At 65.9% G+C, this 19,272-nt stretch carries 18 protein-coding genes; 15 read left to right on the forward strand and 3 right to left on the reverse strand.

The annotated features are described in order from the left end of the window. A complete protein-coding gene (gene infB, locus AC20117_RS16555; RefSeq protein WP_074702719.1) occupies positions 1–2,904 on the forward strand; it encodes a translation initiation factor IF-2 in 2,904 nt (967 codons plus the stop codon). Positions 2,905–2,982: 78 nt separating this feature from the next. Then, the gene (gene rbfA / locus AC20117_RS16560) at positions 2,983–3,450 is read left to right on the forward strand and encodes a 30S ribosome-binding factor RbfA (RefSeq protein ID WP_074702718.1); all 468 of its coding nucleotides are present in this window, start codon (positions 2,983–2,985) and stop codon (positions 3,448–3,450) included. 103 nt (positions 3,451–3,553) lie between these two features. On the opposite strand, the gene AC20117_RS16565 is transcribed toward rbfA, so the two are convergent. Continuing rightward, entirely contained in the window at positions 3,554–4,687 is a 1,134-nt protein-coding gene (locus AC20117_RS16565; protein ID WP_083339886.1) for a ScyD/ScyE family protein, read from the reverse strand. Between the two features lie 196 nt (positions 4,688–4,883). On the opposite strand from AC20117_RS16565, the gene AC20117_RS16570 reads away from it, so the two are divergent. The 9 genes from AC20117_RS16570 to AC20117_RS16610 all read left to right on the forward strand — a co-directional run bounded on the left by AC20117_RS16570 (position 4,884) and on the right by AC20117_RS16610 (position 14,444). Next, positions 4,884–5,366 (forward strand): nucleoside deaminase, encoded by a 483-nt coding sequence (locus AC20117_RS16570; protein ID WP_074702717.1) that lies wholly within the window; start codon positions 4,884–4,886, stop codon positions 5,364–5,366. 142 nt (positions 5,367–5,508) lie between these two features. Continuing rightward, a complete protein-coding gene (truB, locus tag AC20117_RS16575) occupies positions 5,509–6,336 on the forward strand; it encodes a tRNA pseudouridine(55) synthase TruB (RefSeq protein ID WP_236777594.1) in 828 nt (275 codons plus the stop codon). Then, complete coding sequence (locus tag AC20117_RS16580) at positions 6,336–6,710, forward strand: hypothetical protein (protein ID WP_074702716.1); 375 nt, start codon at positions 6,336–6,338, stop codon at positions 6,708–6,710. Before truB ends, AC20117_RS16580 begins: the two co-directional genes overlap by 1 nt. 14 nt (positions 6,711–6,724) lie before the next feature. Then, positions 6,725–7,168, forward strand: coding sequence for a hypothetical protein (locus AC20117_RS16585; RefSeq protein ID WP_170837975.1), 444 nt, complete (start codon positions 6,725–6,727; stop codon positions 7,166–7,168). Positions 7,169–7,271: 103 nt separating this feature from the next. Beyond that, positions 7,272–8,252, forward strand: coding sequence for a bifunctional riboflavin kinase/FAD synthetase (locus AC20117_RS16590; protein WP_074702714.1), 981 nt, complete (start codon positions 7,272–7,274; stop codon positions 8,250–8,252). Positions 8,253–8,402: 150 nt separating this feature from the next. Next, positions 8,403–8,672 (forward strand): 30S ribosomal protein S15, encoded by a 270-nt coding sequence (gene rpsO, locus AC20117_RS16595; RefSeq protein WP_074702713.1) that lies wholly within the window; start codon positions 8,403–8,405, stop codon positions 8,670–8,672. A 332-nt stretch (positions 8,673–9,004) separates the two neighbouring features. Continuing rightward, positions 9,005–11,263, forward strand: coding sequence for a polyribonucleotide nucleotidyltransferase (locus tag AC20117_RS16600; RefSeq protein ID WP_101632743.1), 2,259 nt, complete (start codon positions 9,005–9,007; stop codon positions 11,261–11,263). A gap of 66 nt (positions 11,264–11,329) precedes the next feature. Then, positions 11,330–12,706, forward strand: coding sequence for a M16 family metallopeptidase (locus AC20117_RS16605; protein ID WP_074702712.1), 1,377 nt, complete (start codon positions 11,330–11,332; stop codon positions 12,704–12,706). Between the two features lie 244 nt (positions 12,707–12,950). After that, positions 12,951–14,444, forward strand: a complete 1,494-nt coding sequence (locus AC20117_RS16610; RefSeq protein WP_074702711.1) for an alanine/glycine:cation symporter family protein — start codon at positions 12,951–12,953, stop codon at positions 14,442–14,444. Between the two features lie 115 nt (positions 14,445–14,559). Here the strand turns inward: AC20117_RS16610 and AC20117_RS16615 are convergent, their stop codons facing one another. Beyond that, the gene (locus AC20117_RS16615; protein ID WP_074703454.1) at positions 14,560–14,832 is read right to left on the reverse strand and encodes a MoaD/ThiS family protein; all 273 of its coding nucleotides are present in this window, start codon (positions 14,830–14,832) and stop codon (positions 14,560–14,562) included. 7 nt (positions 14,833–14,839) lie between these two features. Then, on the reverse strand, positions 14,840–15,946 hold the full coding sequence (gene moaA, locus AC20117_RS16620; RefSeq protein ID WP_074702710.1) for a GTP 3',8-cyclase MoaA: 1,107 nt from the start codon (positions 15,944–15,946) through the stop codon (positions 14,840–14,842). A 114-nt stretch (positions 15,947–16,060) separates the two neighbouring features. On the opposite strand from moaA, the gene AC20117_RS16625 reads away from it, so the two are divergent. From AC20117_RS16625 to AC20117_RS16640, 4 genes are read left to right on the forward strand one after another with little or no spacing between them, the layout of a single operon-like run. Further along, positions 16,061–16,480 carry a TOBE domain-containing protein gene (locus tag AC20117_RS16625; RefSeq protein WP_074703453.1) on the forward strand — a complete coding sequence of 140 codons (420 nt, stop codon included), beginning with the start codon at positions 16,061–16,063 and terminating at the stop codon, positions 16,478–16,480. Next, the gene (gene modA / locus AC20117_RS16630; RefSeq protein ID WP_236777349.1) at positions 16,477–17,304 is read left to right on the forward strand and encodes a molybdate ABC transporter substrate-binding protein; all 828 of its coding nucleotides are present in this window, start codon (positions 16,477–16,479) and stop codon (positions 17,302–17,304) included. Before AC20117_RS16625 ends, modA begins: the two co-directional genes overlap by 4 nt. Continuing rightward, positions 17,301–18,188, forward strand: coding sequence for an ABC transporter permease (locus AC20117_RS16635; protein WP_083339884.1), 888 nt, complete (start codon positions 17,301–17,303; stop codon positions 18,186–18,188). The genes modA and AC20117_RS16635 overlap by 4 nt, the downstream gene beginning before the upstream one ends. Then, complete coding sequence (locus AC20117_RS16640; RefSeq protein ID WP_074702708.1) at positions 18,185–19,252, forward strand: sulfate/molybdate ABC transporter ATP-binding protein; 1,068 nt, start codon at positions 18,185–18,187, stop codon at positions 19,250–19,252. Before AC20117_RS16635 ends, AC20117_RS16640 begins: the two co-directional genes overlap by 4 nt. Positions 19,253–19,272 lie beyond the last annotated feature (20 nt).

Consider the following 19,272-nt stretch of genomic DNA (forward strand, 5'->3'; position numbering starts at 1 on the left):
GTGGCCAAGGTCCGCGTACACGAGCTCGCAAAAGAGCTCGGTATTACCTCGAAAGATGCAGTAGCAAAACTGCAGGAACTGGGCGAATTCGTCCGGTCCGCCTCATCCACGATTGAGGCTCCCGTCGTGAAGAAACTTCGCGACGCCTATCCGGCCGCTCCGGCGAAGAACGCTTCCCCCGCTCCGGCAGCCAAGGCTGCACCGAAGCCGGCGGCTGCTCCGACGCCCGGGCCCAAAACCGAAGCGAAGCCAGCTGCCGCACAGCCGGCCGCATCCAGTGCGCCCGCTGCTCCTGCAGCACCGGCTGCCCAGGCTCCGGCTCCCGCTGCTCCGGCAGCACCGGCTCCCCAGGCTCCGGCTCCGGCAGCACCGGCTGCTCCGGCTGCCAAGGCCGATACTCCGGCACCGGCGAAGCCAGGCGCAGCAGCACCGGCCAAACCCGGCTCCGCTGCTCCGCGTCCAGGCGGCACCCGTGCAGGTGGCGCCCCCCGCCCCGGCAACAATCCGTTTGCAACATCGCAGGGCATGCCCCGCGGCGCCCGTGGCGACCGCGAGCGTGATGGCGAGCGTGCACCGCGTCCGGGAAACAATCCGTTTGCAACGTCGCAGGGCATGCCCCGCGGCGGTCGTGACGGGGCTCCCCGTCCGGCGGCAGCGGGACAGGGCGGACCTCGTCCGGCTGCAGGCCAGGGCGGTCCCCGTCCCGGTGCTCCGCGTCCGGGTGCTCCGCGTCCGGGTGCCCCGCGTCCCGGCGCGCCCCGTCCGGGTGCTCCGCGTCCGGGCGGCGGTCCCGGCGGCGCACGTCCGACTCCGGGCATGATGCCCAACCGTACCGAGCGTCCGGCGCCTGCCGGCCGCGGCGGTGCTCCGGGCCGTCCGGGTGCTCCCGGCCGTCCGGGTACCGGCGGTCCCGGTGGCGGTGCTCCCGCCGGCGGTGGCTTCGGCAAGGGTGGCCGCGGACGCGGTGGCACCCAGGGTGCTTTCGGTAAGGGAGGCGCCGGCCGCGGCAAGCAGCGCAAGTCCAAGCGCGCCAAGCGCCAGGAACTGGAGCAGATGAGTGCTCCGTCGCTGGGTGGCGTGAGCGTACCCCGCGGCGACGGCAAGACCGTTGTGCGCCTGCGCCGTGGTTCTTCGATCACGGACTTTGCCGACAAGATCGAGGCCAACCCGGCCGCACTGGTCACCGTGCTGTTCCACCTCGGCGAAATGGCTACGGCCACGCAGTCGCTGGACGAGGAAACCTTCGAACTGCTGGGCGAGGAACTGGGCTACAAGATCCAGGTTGTTTCCCCCGAAGACGAAGAGCGCGAGCTGCTGGACTCCTTCGACATCGACCTCGAAGCCGAACTTGAGGCTGAGGGCGATGAAGAGCTGGAGAAGCGTGCAGCCGTTGTCACGGTCATGGGCCACGTTGACCACGGTAAGACCCGACTGCTCGACGCCATCCGCAACACCAAGGTTGTTGAAGGCGAGCACGGCGGCATTACCCAGCACATTGGTGCATACCAGATCGGCGTCGAGCATGATGGACGCGACCGTCGGATCACCTTTATCGATACTCCGGGCCACGAGGCGTTCACCGCCATGCGTGCCCGTGGTGCGAAGGTCACCGACATCGCCATCCTCGTTGTCGCAGCCGATGACGGCGTGATGCCGCAGACCATTGAGGCGCTCAACCACGCCCAGGCGGCGAATGTGCCGATCGTCGTGGCCGTGAACAAGATCGATAAGGAAGGCGCCAACCCGGACAAGATCCGCGGCCAGCTGACCGAGTACGGCCTGGTTCCGGAAGAGTACGGCGGCGACACGATGTTCGTGGACGTCTCTGCGCGGCAGAACCTGAACATCGACGATCTGCTCTCGGCCGTGCTGCTGACTGCAGACGCGGCGCTGGACCTGCGTGCCAACCCGAACAAGGACGCCCGTGGTATCGCCATTGAAGCGAACCTGGACAAGGGCCGTGGTGCGGTGGCAACCGTGCTGGTCCAGTCCGGTACGCTGCATGTCGGCGACACGATCGTTGCCGGTATTGCGCACGGCCGCGTCCGTGCCATGTTCAACGAGAACGGCGACACGGTCGAAGCCGCGGAGCCGTCCCGTCCGGTCCAGGTACTGGGTCTGTCGACCGTGCCGCGTGCCGGCGACACCTTCCTGGTGACCGACGACGAGCGGACCGCCCGCCAGATCGCTGAGAAGCGTGAGGCTGCGGATCGTAACGCCGCTCTGGCCAAGCGCCGCAAGCGCATCAGCCTGGAAGACTTCGACAAGGCTGTGGCCGAGGGCAAGGTTGATACCCTCAACCTCATCCTCAAGGGTGACGTTTCCGGTGCGGTTGAAGCTTTGGAAGACTCGCTGCTCAAGATCGACGTTGGCGAAGATGTGCAGCTGCGCGTCATCCACCGCGGTGTCGGTGCCATCACGCAGAACGACGTCAACCTGGCGACGGTCGACAACGCGATCATCATCGGGTTCAACGTCAAGCCTGCCGAGCGCGTGGCTGAACTGGCTGACCGCGAGGGCGTGGACATGCGCTTCTACTCGGTCATCTACGCGGCCATCGACGATATCGAGCTGGCCCTCAAGGGCATGCTCAAGCCGGAATACGAAGAGTTCCAGCTTGGCACGGCGGAAATCCGCGAGATCTTCCGTTCGTCCAAGCACGGAAACATCGCAGGTTCCATCGTCCGCTCCGGCATCATCCGGCGTAATACCAAGGCCCGTGTCAGCCGCGATGGCAAGGTCATCGGCGACAACCTCAGCGTTGACTCGCTGAAGCGGTTCAAGGATGACGCCACCGAGGTCCGCGAGGGCTTCGAGTGCGGTATCGGCCTGGGGTCGTTCAACGACCTGAAGGAAGGCGACATGATCGAGACCTTCGAGATGCGCGAGAAGCCGCGCGCCTAAGGAATCTCCGATGCAGGCGCCTGGCGGTCACAACCGCCGGGCGCCTGCACCTTCACCAACACACCATGAGGAGGGGCTATGGCCGATCCAGCACGCGCCGCAAAACTGGCAGACCGGATTAAAGTTGTGGTTGCACAAGCGTTGGAGCGCAGGGTCAAGGACCCTCGGCTCGGTTTTGTCACCATCACTGATGCCCGAGTCACCAACGACTTGCAGCACGCCACGCTTTACTACACCGTTTTCGGCGACGAGACCCAGCAGGCGGACACCCGCAAGGCGCTGGAGTCCGCCAAGGGGGTCCTGCGCTCCGAGGTTGGCAAGAACATCACGGTACGGCTGACCCCGACCCTGGAGTTCGTCCCGGACGAGATCCCGGTCAACGCCAGTCATCTGGAGGAACTGCTGCGGGCTGCCAAGGCCCGCGATGCCGAGGTTGCGGCCCTGGCAGAGGGCGCGGTTTTCGCCGGTGAGTCCGATCCGTACCGCAAGGACGAAGAGGACGACGACGAGGGCTTCACCGACGAAGCGGACGAGGCAGCCAAGTAGCCTGGCCGTTCCGCACTGCAGAAGGCGGCAGACCTTACGTCTGCCGCCTTCTGGTTTCTGCCGGCAGTCCGATGGTGGCTGCACAGGGCATGACGACGGGCTGCTACCGGAGGCGGACCTTGATGACCTGCCCGGCCGGAGGCATCTGCGGCGCGGCGTTCATGGTGGCGTAAAGGGTACGGCCCTCGATCTCCACCGCTCCCGGGACCTTGGTCTTGAGGAACGTGCGCACCCTGTCGCTGCCGTTCTTGACGACGGAGATCTTGTCGCCGAACATCTCGGCCACATAAATGTCCCCGCGCCTGCTCAAGGCCAGTCCGGTGGCACCGGCGAATCCGTCGGCTATTTCGATGGTCTTTCCCGTCCTCGCGTGGACTTTGTAGACGGCTCCGAGCTCACCCCAGCTGGTGTCTTCGGCCCCGCCGGGCAGCGTGCTGACGTACAGCCAGCCGTCGTCGCCGATTTCGACGTCGGTAGGTACCGGTTCAAGATACAGGCGTTCGCCGATAACGCAGTCCGGCAGTTTCTTCTCCTGGGCCAGTTCCTTGGTGATTTTGACCCTGGTTGGGGGAAGCACCGCAACGGTCCTTACCCGTTCGGAATCTTTGTTGATCCTGAAGATCGCGTTGGCACCGGCATCGGCTACAAAGATGCTGTGCCGCTTCACCGCGGTGGCATAGGCATGCGAATCCACGCCGCCCTTGTACTTGTCAGGCCGGTCCATGGGCATCTTGATCTGGTCGAGGCAGCTCTTGTCCTCGACATGGCGGAAGCCATAGGTCACCTTCCCGTCCGGATTATGCTTGGCCTCATGCTTGGCAACGTCGGCGATGTCATGGACCGTCCCGTCATCGGACCGGGTCTTGATCACCTGCACGTTCGGCGCAGGATCGTGTTCGCCGGCACCGGTACCCTCCATGAAATACAGGGTGTCGCGGTAGCGCGATACCGCGCCGACTTCCGTTCCCTCCGTTGCCGTCTCGTAGACGTTGCGCAGGTCCCCGTCTTCCGTGATGCGGTCAAGGGTGCCGGCGAAGTTTTGCGTGACGTAGACCTCGGTGTTGTGCCTGCCGGTTGCTAGGCTCAACGGAGAGAACAGCGGGGGATCCACGGTGAGCGTTTCGACATGACGCGGACGGGGATCATCGCGGTGCGATGCGTTGGCTGTGGCGATCCCGGAAGTCAGAACCATTCCAAGGGCGATTGGCAAGGCGATGCATAACTTGGTGCTTTTCACAGCTAATGCTCCTGTGCATGGCCGGCAGGCGTGCTCGGCAGGCACGGATGGGGCCTGTTGGATGAAGATGTGATGCCTATGAGGCAACAGCACCGGCGGCCCTCGGTGCTCCCCAACGGTTGCTGCCCTGATAGCAGTAGGGTCAAGGTAGTCCTGCGTCATCCCACTGTCAACGATCAAAGGATTAACGGAAACCATGGAAAACGATGCTGATCGCGTAGCCGAATATCTGGCCCGGACGGTAGCCCTGGCCGTACGCAACGTCGGTGCCGAAGGCGGGCCCTTCGGCGCCATAGTGGTCGCGCCTGACGGAAGGATGTTCGAGGGCAGCAACCGCGTGACCGCCAACAATGACCCGACGGCGCATGCAGAAGTCGTGGCCATCCGCCATGCCTGCAGCGAACTTGGAACTTTCAATCTCGCCGGCTGCTCCCTCTACAGCAGCTGCGAACCGTGTCCGCTGTGCCTCTCCGCAGCGCTCTGGTCGCGGCTGGACCACGTGTACTTTGCCGCCGACCGCCACGACGCTGCCCGGGCAGGCTTTGACGACGCCGAATTCTACGACTACATCCAGGGCAGGGGAGATCTTAGTCTCATGCCGGTGGAACAGATTGTGGTGCCGACATCGCAGGAACCCTTCCGGAGCTGGGAACAACTCGATGCCAAAACGGAGTACTGAGGTTCCTGCGGCAGCCTCCGGCGTGAACGAACCGGGCAACCAACCCCATATACTGAAAGGCGTGAATTCCGGGCCGGTCCGTTCAGGACTAATAATCGTGGACAAGCCGCAGGGGTGGACCAGCCATGATGTGGTGGGCCGCATGCGGCGGCTGGCGGGGACCCGAAAAGTGGGCCACGCCGGCACCCTGGACCCGATGGCCACCGGCGTGCTGGTGGTGGGCGTCAACCGGGCCACCCGGCTGCTGACCTACATCGTGGGCACCTCGAAGACCTACACGGCAACCATCAGGCTGGGCCAGTCGACCGTCACGGACGACGCCGAGGGGGACGTCCTCAACGAAACCATTGCCGCCGCGGTCACCGAGCAGGAGATCCACGACGCCGTCGCCACGCTGACCGGAGAGATCCAGCAGGTTCCCAGCAGCGTTTCCGCCATCAAGGTCAATGGCGAGCGGTCCTACGCGCGGGTCCGGGCCGGCAACGAGGTGAAGCTGGCTGCCCGGCCGGTGACTGTCAGCCGTTTCGACATCCATCAGGTCCGGCGCGAACGCGGCGGCAAACTGCTCGACGTCGATGTGACCGTGGAATGCTCGTCCGGAACGTACATTCGTGCCCTCGCACGGGACCTCGGCAATGCGCTGGGAGTGGGCGGGCACCTGACGGCCCTTCGCCGCACGCAGGTCGGACCGTACAGCATCGAGGCCGCAGCGACGCTGGAGGAACTGGCGGAGGAACTGCAGATGCTCGAGCTGGACGATGCGGCGCGCGCTCTGTTCCCGGCACGTGAACTGAACGATGCCGAAGCAGCGGACCTGTCCCATGGACGGCGGATCTCCGCCGGGCAGGACCCGGCGCCGGTGGCAGCGTTTGCCCCGGATGGAACTTTGATTGCACTTTTGGAGAACAAAGGCGAAACGGCGAAGCCCCTGCTGGTGTTCGCCGCCGGGAATGATGAGGGTAAGCGTTAGTGGTCGTCGACGGTTTTTTCATTGCCGGAGCAGTCGTTTGCCTTCTCGCCGCACTGGTCTGCATTGTCGCTGCGGTGATCAAGCAGCCGCCCAATGACATCACGATCCTTTCGGTAGCCGCCGTCGAACTCTTCCTGCTGGTGTACGGCATCGCCGCCGTCGCCCGGCAGGCCGCGGGAGAGGCAGTCGCGGGAGAGGTCTGGGAGTTCTGGGGGTACTGGATTACCGCCCTGCTGGTTCCGGTCGCGGCCTTTTGGTGGTCCATTCTGGAGCGAACCCGCTGGAGCAACCTGATCCTGGGTGCGGTGGGCCTGACCATTTTCGTGATGCTCGTGCGGATGGAGCAGATCTGGGACGGAGCCTTGGCAGTATGAAAGCGGAGAACAGCATGACTTCCCCTCAGGAAACCCCGGCAGAACCGGTGGAAACCGGCTCCCGTTCAACCGGACCGGGACGACTGATAGTGGCCGTGTACGGCGTCTTCGCCATCTCGGCCACAGCGCGGGCGTCCTATCAGATTGCCACAAAATTCACCGAGGCGCCGGTTGCCTACCTGCTCTCGGCCTTTGCCGCTGTGGTCTACATTTTGGCCACCGTCGCTTTGGCCAAGAAGGGCCTGCGCTGGTACTGGATCTCCGTCGCTGCCATCAGCATTGAACTGCTCGGCGTTGTTGCCGTGGGTCTGCTGAGCCTCCTGGATCCGGTCCTGCTGCCGGAGGACACCGTCTGGTCCGGCTTCGGGCAAGGCTATGGCTACATCCCGCTGGTTCTGCCGCTGCTCGGACTCTGGTGGCTCTGGCGGCACCGGCCCGGGCCGGAACGAATGCGGTAATACCGCCGCGATCGTCCATAATGGACAACGGCGCCGCCGGATTTTTACCGGGTACGCCGAGATTGAACAGCTCATGAATAGCTAACGATGCGAGGAGCCTGCTGTGCACTACTGGAAAGACCTGGCCGAAGTACCCTCCGGTTTTGGTCCATCAGTGGTAACGCTGGGCAATTTCGACGGCGTGCACCGCGGCCACCAGCAGGTGCTGGCCAAGCTCGTGGAGACTGCCGCACGCCACAGCGCCAACGCCGTCGCCATCTCCTTCGACCCGCATCCCGCACAGGTCCACCGTCCCGAGGCAGCTCCGCAGCAGATCATGGGGCTGCAGGACCGCATTGAGGCGCTCGAGGAAACCGGTATCGACGGCCTGCTCATGATGACCTACACGCTCGAACTGGCGGCGGACACGCCCGAGGAATTTGTCCGCAAAGTCTTCGTTGAAGCGCTGGGGGCGTCCGCCGTCGTTATCGGCCACGATGTCCGGTTCGGCAAGGGAAATTCCGGTGACCTGAACACCATGCAGGAACTCGGTGAGCAGTTCGGCTTCGCCGTCGACGTGATCGAGGAATACGGCTCGGACCAGCCGGACGCGCCGGAGTCCCACCTCAGGGGCAGGCGCTGTTCCTCCTCCTGGGTCCGGGAAGCGCTGGCCGAGGGCGATGTGGTGACGGCTGCCCAGGTGATGGGCAGGCTGCACCGGGTGCGCGGCGAGGTGGTCCATGGGGATGCCCGCGGCCGCGAACTGGGTTTCCCGACCGCCAACCTTTCCCCGGATGCCAGCGGGCTGATCCCCGCCGACGGGGTTTACGCCGGCTGGCTGATCGACGCGTCGGGACGGCGCTGGCCTGCCGCCATCTCGGTTGGCTCGAACCCGACATTTGAAGGCGCCAGCCGCCGCGTCGAGGCCCACGTCATCGACCGGCCGAAGGAAGCGAACGGGGACTTCGACCTCTACGGCCAGCAGGTCGTGGTGGAGTTCGTCCACCGGCTGCGCGGCATGGTTGCCTACACCGGGCCGGAGGCTTTGATCGCCCAGATGGAGATCGACGTCGACCAGTCGCGGGCCCTGCTTTCGACAGACTAACTCCCGGACAGGTAAACTGAGGGCTGAATTCGGCTGCGGTCCGTGGCGGCTGGATTTCTCTCTGTTCGTTCCGGCAATCCCGGCCGAGCGTGGAGACCCCGGCAGCGAAGTGCTGAAACGGGCCTCACGGCACAACTTCTAGGAGTTATTGTGGCATTGGACGCCGCTATCAAGCAGGAAATCATCAAGGAATACGCCACCCACGAGGGCGACACGGGTTCACCCGAGGTACAGATCGCAGTTCTGTCCCGCCGCATCTCGGACCTGACGGAACACCTGAAGATGCACAAGCATGACCACCACACCCGCCGCGGCCTGATGGCCCTGGTTGGTCGTCGTCGCCGCATGCTGGCTTACCTGCGCGACACCGACATCACGCGCTACCGTGCGCTCATTGAGCGTCTCGGCCTGCGCCGCTAGTCTGCTGTGAAGGCGGCTCTTTCTGAACTGCTGAAGGGCATAGGAAAGAGTCGCCTTCGCTTTGCTTGGCGCAAACCCACCGGCCGGGATCCGGCAGGTGGGCAACCATAATTACAAAACAGGAGTGACCGGCGTCGTAAGCATTCGCGGTCCTCGGTAGTGATTTCCGGGAGTGGCCGGTGCAGCAAATGCACAGCCGCCCGGGGGTCTCGATCGAAGACCGGGTGTTGACGGGCCCCACGGCCAGCCGCAGGCGCTTCCCACCGAGGGAAGCAGGCAAGTCTGGGCCGATGCTGGTTACCTCCGACATCACAGAAACGGAGGTGACTCTCTTGGAGGGTCCCGAAATTCAGTTCTCTGAAGCGGTCATTGACAATGGTCGTTTCGGCAAGCGCGTTATCCGGTTTGAAACCGGCCGCGTTGCGCAGCAGGCCGCAGGCTCGGCGATGGTCTACATCGACGAAGACACCGCACTGCTGTCCGCCACCACCGCCGGCAAGTCCCCGCGCGAGGGTTTTGACTTCTTCCCCCTGACGGTGGATGTCGAAGAACGTATGTACGCCGCCGGCCGCATTCCCGGATCGTTCTTCCGCCGCGAAGGCCGTCCGTCCACGGAAGCCATCCTGGCCTGCCGCCTGATGGACCGCCCGCTGCGCCCGGCCTTTGTGAAGGGCCTGCGCAACGAGGTGCAGATCGTTGTCACCGTCCTGGCGATCAACCCGGACGTGCTGTACGACGTCGTCGCGATCAACGCGTCCTCCATGTCCACCCAGCTCTCGGGCCTGCCGTTCTCCGGCCCCATCGGCGGCGTGCGCGTGGCGCTGATCGAGGGCCAGTGGGTTGCGTTCCCGAAGCACACCGAACTGGAGAAGGCCGTCTTCAGCATGGTTGTTGCCGGCCGTGTCGCCGGTGACGACGTCGCCATCATGATGGTCGAGGCCGAAGCTACGGACAACGCCTGGCAGCTGATCAAGGAAGAGGGCGCCCCCGCCCCGACCGAAGAGGTCGTTGCCGAGGGTCTGGAAGCGGCCAAGCCGTTCATCAAGTCCCTGTGCGACGCCCAGGCCCAGCTGGCCGCGGCCGCTGCCAAGCCGACGGTCGAGTTCCCGGTCTTCAAGGACTACGAGGACGACGTGTTCGCTGCTGTGGAAGCCGCTGCTGCCACCAAGCTGACCGAGATCTTCTCGATTGCCGACAAGCAGACCCGCAATGATGCTGCGGACGACTTCAAGGCAGAGATCCTGGCGCAGTTCGGCGGCTCCGAGGAAGCTCAGTTCGCCGGGCGCGAGAAGGAAGTTTCGGCTGCCTTCAACTCCGTCACCAAGCAGGTAGTCCGCCAGCGCATCCTGAAGGACCAGGTCCGCATCGACGGCCGCGGCCTGACGGACATCCGCAAGCTGACCGCCGAGGTAGAGGTTCTGCCCCGCGTACACGGTTCGGCCATCTTCGAGCGCGGCGAAACCCAGATCATGGGTGTCACCACGCTGAACATGCTCAAAATGGAACAGCAGATCGATTCGCTGTCGCCGGTGACGCGCAAGCGCTACATGCACAACTACAACTTCCCGCCCTACTCCACCGGTGAGACCGGCCGCGTCGGTTCGCCGAAGCGCCGCGAAATCGGCCACGGTGCCCTCGCCGAGCGCGCCCTGGTTCCGGTGCTGCCCTCGCGTGAAGAGTTCCCGTACGCCATCCGCCAGGTCTCCGAAGCTCTCAGCTCCAACGGTTCCACCTCGATGGGCTCGGTCTGCGCCTCGACGCTGTCCCTGCTCAACGCCGGTGTGCCGCTGAAGGCTCCGGTTGCCGGCATCGCCATGGGCCTGGTTTCCGACCAGGTCGACGGCGAGACCCGCTACGCCGCGCTGACCGACATCCTCGGTGCCGAAGATGCCTACGGCGACATGGACTTCAAGGTTGCCGGTACTGCCGAGTTCGTCACTGCGATCCAGCTCGACACCAAGCTGGACGGCATTCCCGCCTCGGTCCTGGCCGCCGCGCTGAAGCAGGCCCGCGAAGCCCGCCTGCACATCCTGGGCGTGCTTGAGGCCGCGATTGATACCCCGGACGCGCTTTCCGAGTTCGCGCCGCGGATCATCTCCGTCAAGATCCCCGTGGACAAGATCGGCGAGGTCATTGGCCCGAAGGGCAAGATGATCAACCAGATCCAGGAGGACACCGGCGCCGACATCTCCATCGAAGATGACGGCACCGTGCTGATCGGCGCCACCGATGGCGGCTCCGCCGAGGCAGCCCGTTCCGCCATCAACGCCATCGCGAACCCGCAGGTTCCCGAGGTCGGCGAGCGTTACCTGGGTACGGTTGTCAAGACCACCACGTTCGGCGCCTTCGTGTCCCTGACACCGGGCAAGGACGGCCTGCTGCACATCTCCGAGCTGCGCAAGCTGGCCGGCGGCAAGCGCGTGGACAATGTCGACGAGGTTGTCTCCGTAGGCCAGAAGGTCCAGGTGGAGATCACTAAGATCGACGACCGCGGAAAGCTCTCGCTGTCTCCGGTTGTTGCCGAGGAAGAGGCTGCCGAGGGCGCTTCCGGCGAGGACGCCCTGCAGCCGGCGGAAGGTTCCGCAGAGTAAATGCCTGAAGCATTTGGCAACGAACTCCCCGCTGCAGAGTCACGCTCTGCGGCGGGGAGTTCCGCTATGTCCCGAGGTATCCATTTACCGCTGTCCGCCACTGAAGGCCATACGGACGCCACCGATCTCGGCGGGTCCGATCCCACGTTGATCCATGGCGATCCGGGTGGCTCTGTGGTGCGGCGTTCCGTGCTCCCCGGCGGCGTCCGGGTGCTGACGGAAGCCATGCCCGGGCAGCGTTCGGCAACCATCGGCTTCTGGGTCGGCGTCGGTTCCCGGGACGAGGCGGAGGGCCAGCACGGCTCGACGCACTTCCTGGAGCACCTGCTGTTCAAGGGAACGAGGCGGCGCACGGCGCTTGACATCGCGTCGGCCTTTGACGAGGTCGGCGGGGAATCCAACGCCGCGACGGCCAAGGAAAACACCTGCTACTACGCCCGCGTGCTCGATTCCGATCTGCCGATGGCCATCGACGTCATCGCGGACATGATCACCTCCGCCGTGCTCGACCACAGCGAACTGGAGCAGGAACGCGACGTCATCCTCGAAGAGCTGGCGATGGACAATGACGATCCCTCGGACGTCTGCCACGAGAAGTTCGTCGAGGCCGTCCTGGCGGGCCACCCTCTGGGACGCCCGATCGGCGGCACTCCCGAGGCAATCATGGCCGTGCCCCGCACCGCTGTCTGGGACCACTACCAGCGGTACTACCGCCCGGACGAGTTGGTTGTGACCGCAGCGGGAGGATTGGAGCACGACGACGTCTGCCGGCTGGTCATGGAGGCTCTGGAGGGCGCGGGCTGGGCGCTCAAGCCCGGAGCGGCTCCGGTACAGCGCCGTTCCGCCGAGCGCGCGGAGATCACTTCCGTGGCCGGTATCCACGTCCACCGGCGTCCGGTCGAGCAGGCCAACATCATCATGGGCTGCCAATCCCTGGTCGCCACCGACGAGCGCCGCTTCGTCATGAGCGTCCTCAACGCGGTCCTTGGCGGCGGCATGTCGTCGCGGCTGTTCCAGGAAGTCAGGGAAAAGCGCGGTCTGGTCTACGCCACGTACTCCTTCGCGGGGTCCTACGCGGACGCCGGCTACTTCGGCATGTATGCGGGCTGCTCTCCGGCGAAGACCAAGCAGGTTATCGAACTGCTGGGTGCCGAGCTGGACAAGCTGGCCTCGGACGGGATTAGCACTGAAGAACTGCGCAAGGCCGTCGGCCAGTTGTCCGGCGGCATCGTCCTGGCGCTGGAAGACAGCGGCTCGCGGATGTCGCGGCTCGGACGGGCGGAACTCGTCTCGGGAGAGTTCCTGGACGCGGACGAGACGCTGGCGAGAATCCGCGCCGTCACGCCGGAGGAAGTGCAGGCGCTGGCTGCCGAACTGGCCGCCGCGCCGCGCACGGTAACCGTCGTCGGTCCGTTTGATTCACCGGCGGACTTCGGTCTCTGAGGTTCCGCAAATTCCACCCGGCGGCCGGGTGTCCGGTAAATAACCGGGCACCCGGCCGCTGCTTTTTTGGGGCGCCGGCGGGACAAGCAGGCGGGCTCGTGGGCGTTGTGTGACGTTCATCCCGCCGTGTAGCGGGCCTGTTGCGGGCAGGGAAATGTGAATGGGCTGCATGGGGTACTAGACTGATCCCGGCTGTGGGTGACTGCAGTCACATGCATCTACCGCACCGCAATTGGAGAATGTTTTGGAAGACTTAACGGAGTTTCTATCGGCCGTTAGCTCGGTTGTCTGGGGTCCATTTCTGCTCATACCGCTGCTGCTGGGCACCGGTCTGTACCTGACCATCCGCTTGGGTGGTATGCAGTTCCTCAAACTGGGCGTGGCACTCCGGCTCGGACTGTTCACGCGCAAGGACGCAGGGGCCGAGGGCGATATTTCGCAGTTCCAGGCCCTGACCACGGCCCTGGCGGCAACCGTTGGTACAGGCAACATTGTCGGCGTCGCCACGGCGATTGGTATCGGCGGGCCCGGCGCGCTGTTCTGGATGTGGGTGACCGCGCTGCTGGGCATGGCGTCGAAGTACTCGGAGGCCTTCCTGGGCGTCCGGTTCCGCACCACCGACGACGCCGGCGAAAAGTCCGGCGGCCCGCAGTATTACCTGGAGCGCGGGATCAAGAACCGCTTCGGCAAGGTTCTGGCCCTCTCCTTTGCGGTCTTCGCGTTCCTGGCCTCCTTCGGTATCGGCAACATGACCCAGGGCAACTCCATCGCGACGAACGTTGAGAGCAGCTGGAACATTCCGCTGTGGGTCACCGGCGCCGTGCTGTCCATCCTGACGCTGCTGGTGCTGGTGGGCGGAATCAAGTCCATCGGCCGCGTGACGGCAGGCTTCGTACCGGTCATGATCGTGTTCTACGTGCTCGGAGCCATCTACATCCTGATTGCGAACATCGACGGCGTTCCCGCCGCCCTGGCCCTGATCTTCACCGATGCCTTCACCGGCACGGCTGCCGTTGGCGGGTTCACCGGTTCCGCCATCATGCTGGTGATCCAGATGGGCGTGGCCCGGGGCATCTTCTCCAATGAGTCGGGCATGGGGTCGGCTGCGATCGCCGCTGCCGCAGCGCAGACTACCCACCCGGTACGTCAAGGCCTGGTCTCCATGACGCAGACCTTCATCGATACGATCATCGTGGTTACCTGCACCGGGCTGGTGATCATCACCACCGGCGTCTGGGATCTCGGCGGCGATTCGGCAGCGCTGATGACCGGCGAGGCGTTCAGCCATGGCCTGCCCGGCGAGTGGGGCCACTGGATTGTCACCATTGGGCTGGTCCTGTTCGCCTTTTCGACGATTCTTGGCTGGGCGTACTACGGCGAACGCAACGTTGAGCGGTTGTTCGGCCGCCGCGGCGTGACGCCCTACCGGGTAGTCTTCTCCCTGGTGGTTTTCATAGGCTGCACGGTTCCGCTGGCGGTGGTCTGGAACTTCTCCGATGTGATGAACGGTCTGATGGCCCTGCCCAACCTCCTCGGGCTACTCATTCTCTCCGGCCTGATTGTGCGCGAGACCCGGCACTACCTCAAGCACGATCCGGAGCTCAAGGCGAACAAGGACGAGATCGAGGCCTTCATGCGGGACCAGCCCGGCTGGGGTGAGTGGAAGGCCGGCGACGTGGTCGGCTCCTCGCACCACCGCGAGCGTCAGGTGCCGCAGGGCGGGACGCGCCAGCCCTAGCCGCGCCTGCAGTAACGATGAAGGCCCCGTTTCCGGTAACCGGAAACGGGGCCTTCATAGTCTGCAGATTCTGCAGGGCACGCGGCCCAGGCAACCGGCCGTTCGATGCAGCGGATCAGCCGCCGGCGAAGGGCGGGAGGATGTCGATAATGTCCTGATCTTCGAGGACTGACGAACGGTCCTTGCAAGCGATCTCGTTGCGCAGGAAACTGCTGCGCGCGATCACCGAGTCCAGTGCCGGTGCACCCTTGGACTGTGCGACTGAGTGCGGGTGCTCCCGGATCAGCACGTCGAGGACGTCTCCGAGCGTGCTGCCTTCGGGCAGGACCACTTTCTCCTCTTCGGTCCCGGCCGCGGCCTGGGCCGCGCCGAAGTACCTGATCAACAACAACAATTCAACCGCCGATCGCGCTCATGGTTCGGTCCGGCTGGACGAAGTCCTCGGCGCCCAGTCCGGTATGGTCCATCCCGTGTGCCCGGGGTTTGGCCCACATCGCTTCGCGCCACCGATCGGCGACGGCTTCGTCCCCTGCGCCGCTGCGGAGCAGGTCGCGCAGGTCGGTTTCGTCGTGCGAGAACAGGCAGGAACGTACCTTGCCTTCGGCCGTGATCCGGGTCCGGCGGCAGTCCGCGCAGAAAGGTTCGGTGACCGAGGCGATGATGCCGACAGTGCCGACGACGATGCCGGGGGCAGAGCGCCGTCGTACTTCCCACCTTTCCGCCGGGGCACCGTCGCGGCGCCGCGGATCCGCGGTGAGGACGAAGTCCTGTTCCAGCAGGGCATGGATCTCCGCGGCCGAAATCATGTTCTGCCGGGTCCAGCCGTGGTCCGCGTCGAGTGGCATCTGCTCGATGAAGCGCAGCTCGTAGCCGTGGCTGACGGCCCACTCCAGCAGGCCGGATGCTTCCTGGTCGTTGATGCCGCGCATCAGCACCGCATTGATCTTGATCAGGCCGAGGCCCATCCGGTGTGCTTCTTCGATCCCCTTGAGCACCCGGTCCAGGAAGGGCCGGCGCGTGAGCTGGGCGAAGGTTTCCGGGTGCAGCGAATCCATCGATACGTTGATGCGGGTCAGGCCGGCATCCTTGAGGATCCGGGCCTTCTTGTCCAGTCCGAGGCCGTTGGTGGTCAGCGACACCGGCAGGTCGGGATGGTTGTTCCGGACACCGGCGATAATGTCGGCCAGTCCGGCGCGCACAAGCGGCTCGCCGCCGGTCAGGCGCAGTTCGCGCACACCCAGGTGGTTGACGGCGATGTCTACCAGCCGGACGATTTCGGTGTCCGTGAGGACCTGCTCCTTGTTCAGCCAGTCGAGGCCCTCGGCGGGCATGCAGTAGGTGCAGCGCAGGTTGCATTTATCCGTCAGCGAGATGCGCAGGTCCGTCGCGGAGCGGCCGAAACGATCAATCAGCCCGGGGCCGGCCTCCAGCGGCCGCGCTGGCAGGGCGGCGGTGCCGCGGGCACCGGATGCTACCTGCGGCATCCCCAAATTAACGCTCATGTATCGAGGGTACGTTAGCACGGGCTGCCTTGCCGAGCCCCGTCTCCCCATGTGGACAGCGGGTAGCGGCGGTGGACCTGTTCAACCCGCAGATGCGGAACTATGCTGGGATTCGTGACGCAAATACGAGTAGCAGAGGCAGCGCGCTTCCTCGGAGTCAGCGACGATACAGTCCGGCGGTGGATCGACGCCGGCACACTGACCGGGCAGCGCGATGCCGCCGGGCGGACCGTGGTCGCCGGGACGGAGCTGGCCGCCCTGGCCAAAGAACATGCTGCCCTGCCACCGGACCAGTCCGCAGCCGGCAGCTCGGCCCGGAACCGTTTTGTGGGGCTGGTGACCTCCGTGGTGATGGACACGGTGATGGCGCAGGTGGAGCTGCAGTGCGGGCCGCACCGGGTCGTCTCGCTGATGAGTGCCGAGGCCGTCCGCGAGCTGGGGCTGGAACCAGGGTCGGTGGCCACCGCAGTCGTGAAGGCAACCAACGTGATCGTGCAGACACCGGCCGCCCTGCCGGTGAAGGGCCGGCCGTGAGGCTGACGATACGGCGGGCCAATCAGAGGACTGCAAGGCCCGGACGGCTTGCCGCTGCATTGCTCGCGCTGGCGGGAACCATGGGGCTGGCTGCCTGCGGCTCCGGTCAGGACGGCGCAGCCGGTGGAGGTGGCGCGGAGGAGGGAACCATCACGGTCTATGCGGCCGCGTCGCTGGCGGCACCGTTCACGGCGCTGGCGGAATCCTTCGAGGCCGAAGTCCCGGGCAGCACGGTGCGCCTGAACTTTGCCGGATCGGCCGATTTGGCCACCCAGATCATCGAGGGCGCGCCTGCCGATGTCTTCGCGTCGGCGGATGCAGCCACCCTGGCGCGCGTGGCGGAGGCCGGGGGAGTGGCCGGCGCCGTGCAGGATCTGGCCACGAACATGCCGGCCCTGGTGGTGCCCTCCGCCAACCCCGCGGGCATCGAAACGCTGGCTGACCTGGAACGGCCGGACGTAAAGCTGGTGCTGTGCGCCCCGCAGGTGCCCTGCGGTGCCGCGGCCCGGAAACTGGCCGAAACCGCCGGCGTAACCCTTACGCCGGTCAGCGAGGAAAATTCGGTGACGGCGGTCCTCGGGAAAGTGACCGCGGGCGAGGCGGATGCCGGCTTTGTGTACCGGACCGACGCCGTGCGGGCCGGAGACAAGGTCCGGACCATCCCCGTGCCGCATGCCGCGGATGCCGCTGTGACCTATCCGATCGCGGTGACTGCCGGCGCCGCCGGAACCGGGCGGGAGGAGCTCGCCCGGGAGTTCGTGGAGTATGCGACCGGTGAACCAGGGCAGCGCGTGCTTACGGACGCTGGGTTCGGCACACCATGACCATGGGCCCATCCGGTACACGCCCCGGGGAGGACGAAACAGCCGGCCTCGGCGCGCCACTGCCCACGGCTGGGCGGCAGTCCGGCCGGCAGACGACTACGGGGCTGCCGGCCGCGGTCTTCGTCTTCGCCGCGGCCGGAACTGTGCTGGTGCTGCTGCCGTTGCTGGCCATGGCGCTGCGGGTTGACTGGTCCGGCTTCTGGCCGCTGATAACGAGCGACGGCGCACTGGCCGCCTTGGGCCTGAGCCTGCGCACCGCCACCGCCAGCACCCTGGTGTGCCTGCTGCTGGGCACGCCGCTGGCACTGGTGCTGGCCCGCTCCAGCTTCCCGGGCCGCAAACTGCTCCGGGCGCTGGTGCTGCTGCCGCTGGTACTGCCGCCCGTCGTCGGTGGTATGGCACTGCTGTATACCTTCGGCCGCCAGGGCCTGCTGGGCAGCACCTTGGAGCTATGGGGGATCCAGATCGCCTTCTCCACCACCGCTGTTGTGCTCGCGCAGAGCTTCGTTGCGCTGCCGTTCCTGGTGCTCAGCGTTGAAGCGTCGCTGCGCAGCGCGGGCAGCCGCTACGAGCAGGCCGCCGCCACCCTGGGCGCCCGTCCGGCGACGGTGCTGCGGCGGGTGACGCTGCCGCTGCTGCTGCCCGCGTTGGCGTCCGGCACTGTGCTGTGCTTCGCCCGGGCGCTGGGCGAGTTCGGTGCCACCTTGACGTTTGCCGGCAGCCTGACCGGCGTGACCCGGACCCTGCCGCTCGAAATCTACCTCCAGCGCGAAACGGATCCGGACGCCGCCGTGGCCCTTTCGATGCTGCTGGTCGCGGCCGCCGTCGTGATTGTGGCGTTGACGTATGGGCGCACCGGCCTCCGGAACGGGGCCCGGCGGTGAGTTTTACCCTGCGGGCCGCCTTGGCCGAGCGGCAGCTGGATGTCAGCTTCAAGGTCAACGACGGCGAGACCGTGGCCCTGATGGGGGCGAACGGGGTCGGCAAATCCAGCGTGCTGGCCATCATCGCGGGGCTGGTCCGCCCGGATCATGGTGAAGCGGTGCTCGACGGGCGCGTGTTGTTCGGACCGGGCACCGTCCTGCCGCCGCACCGGCGGTCCGTGGCGTTGCTGTCCCAGGATGCGCTGTTGTTCCCTCAGCTGAGCGCACTCGAGAACGTCGCCTTCGGCCCGCGGAGCCAGGGAGTCCCGAGGCGCGCCGCCCGGAAACGTGCCCTGGACTGGCTGGCGGAGGCCGAGGCCACCCACCTGGCTCCGCGCCGCCCGGCCGAGCTGTCCGGGGGGCAGGCCCAGCGCGTGGCGATCGCCCGGGCCTTGGCCGCGGAACCGGATCTGCTGCTGCTGGACGAACCGCTCGCGGCGCTGGACGCCACCGTGGCTCCGGTGATCCGGCGCATGCTGCGGCGGGTGCTCGCCGGCCGCCGCGCCGTCGTCGTCACCCACGATATTCTCGATGCCCTCCTGCTGGCGGACCGCGTCCTGGTCCTGGAACACGGCCGCGTGGTGGAGCAGGGCACGCCGAAGCAGCTCATCGCGCATCCGCGCAGCGCCTTCACCGCGGAACTGGCCGGCCTGAATGTCATAGGCGGCACCGCGGCTGTGGACGGCCTGTGCGCGGGCGAAGGCCAGCCCGGTATTCCCGCAGGATCGCCGGTGGCGGGGACGGCAGTCCAGCCGCTGGAACCGGGGGAGCCGGCGGTGGCCGCCTTCCGCCCCGCTGCCGTATCCGTCTTTGCTGAGCGGCCGCACGGCAGCCCGCGCAATGTGCTGCCCGTGACCGTTGACGATCTGGAGCCGGCCGCCGGACACTTAAAGGTAAGGGCCGGTCAGCTCGCCGCGGAGGTGACGGCTGCCGCGGCGGCGGAATTGGATATCTACCCGGGCCGCAGCATGTTCTTCGCCGTCAAGGCGGCTGAGGTCAGCATCTATCCGGCCAAGAGCGCTTGACCCGTCCGGCCGCCGCAACC

Source organism: Arthrobacter crystallopoietes (genome assembly GCF_002849715.1).
Taxonomy (GTDB): domain Bacteria; phylum Actinomycetota; class Actinomycetes; order Actinomycetales; family Micrococcaceae; genus Crystallibacter; species Crystallibacter crystallopoietes.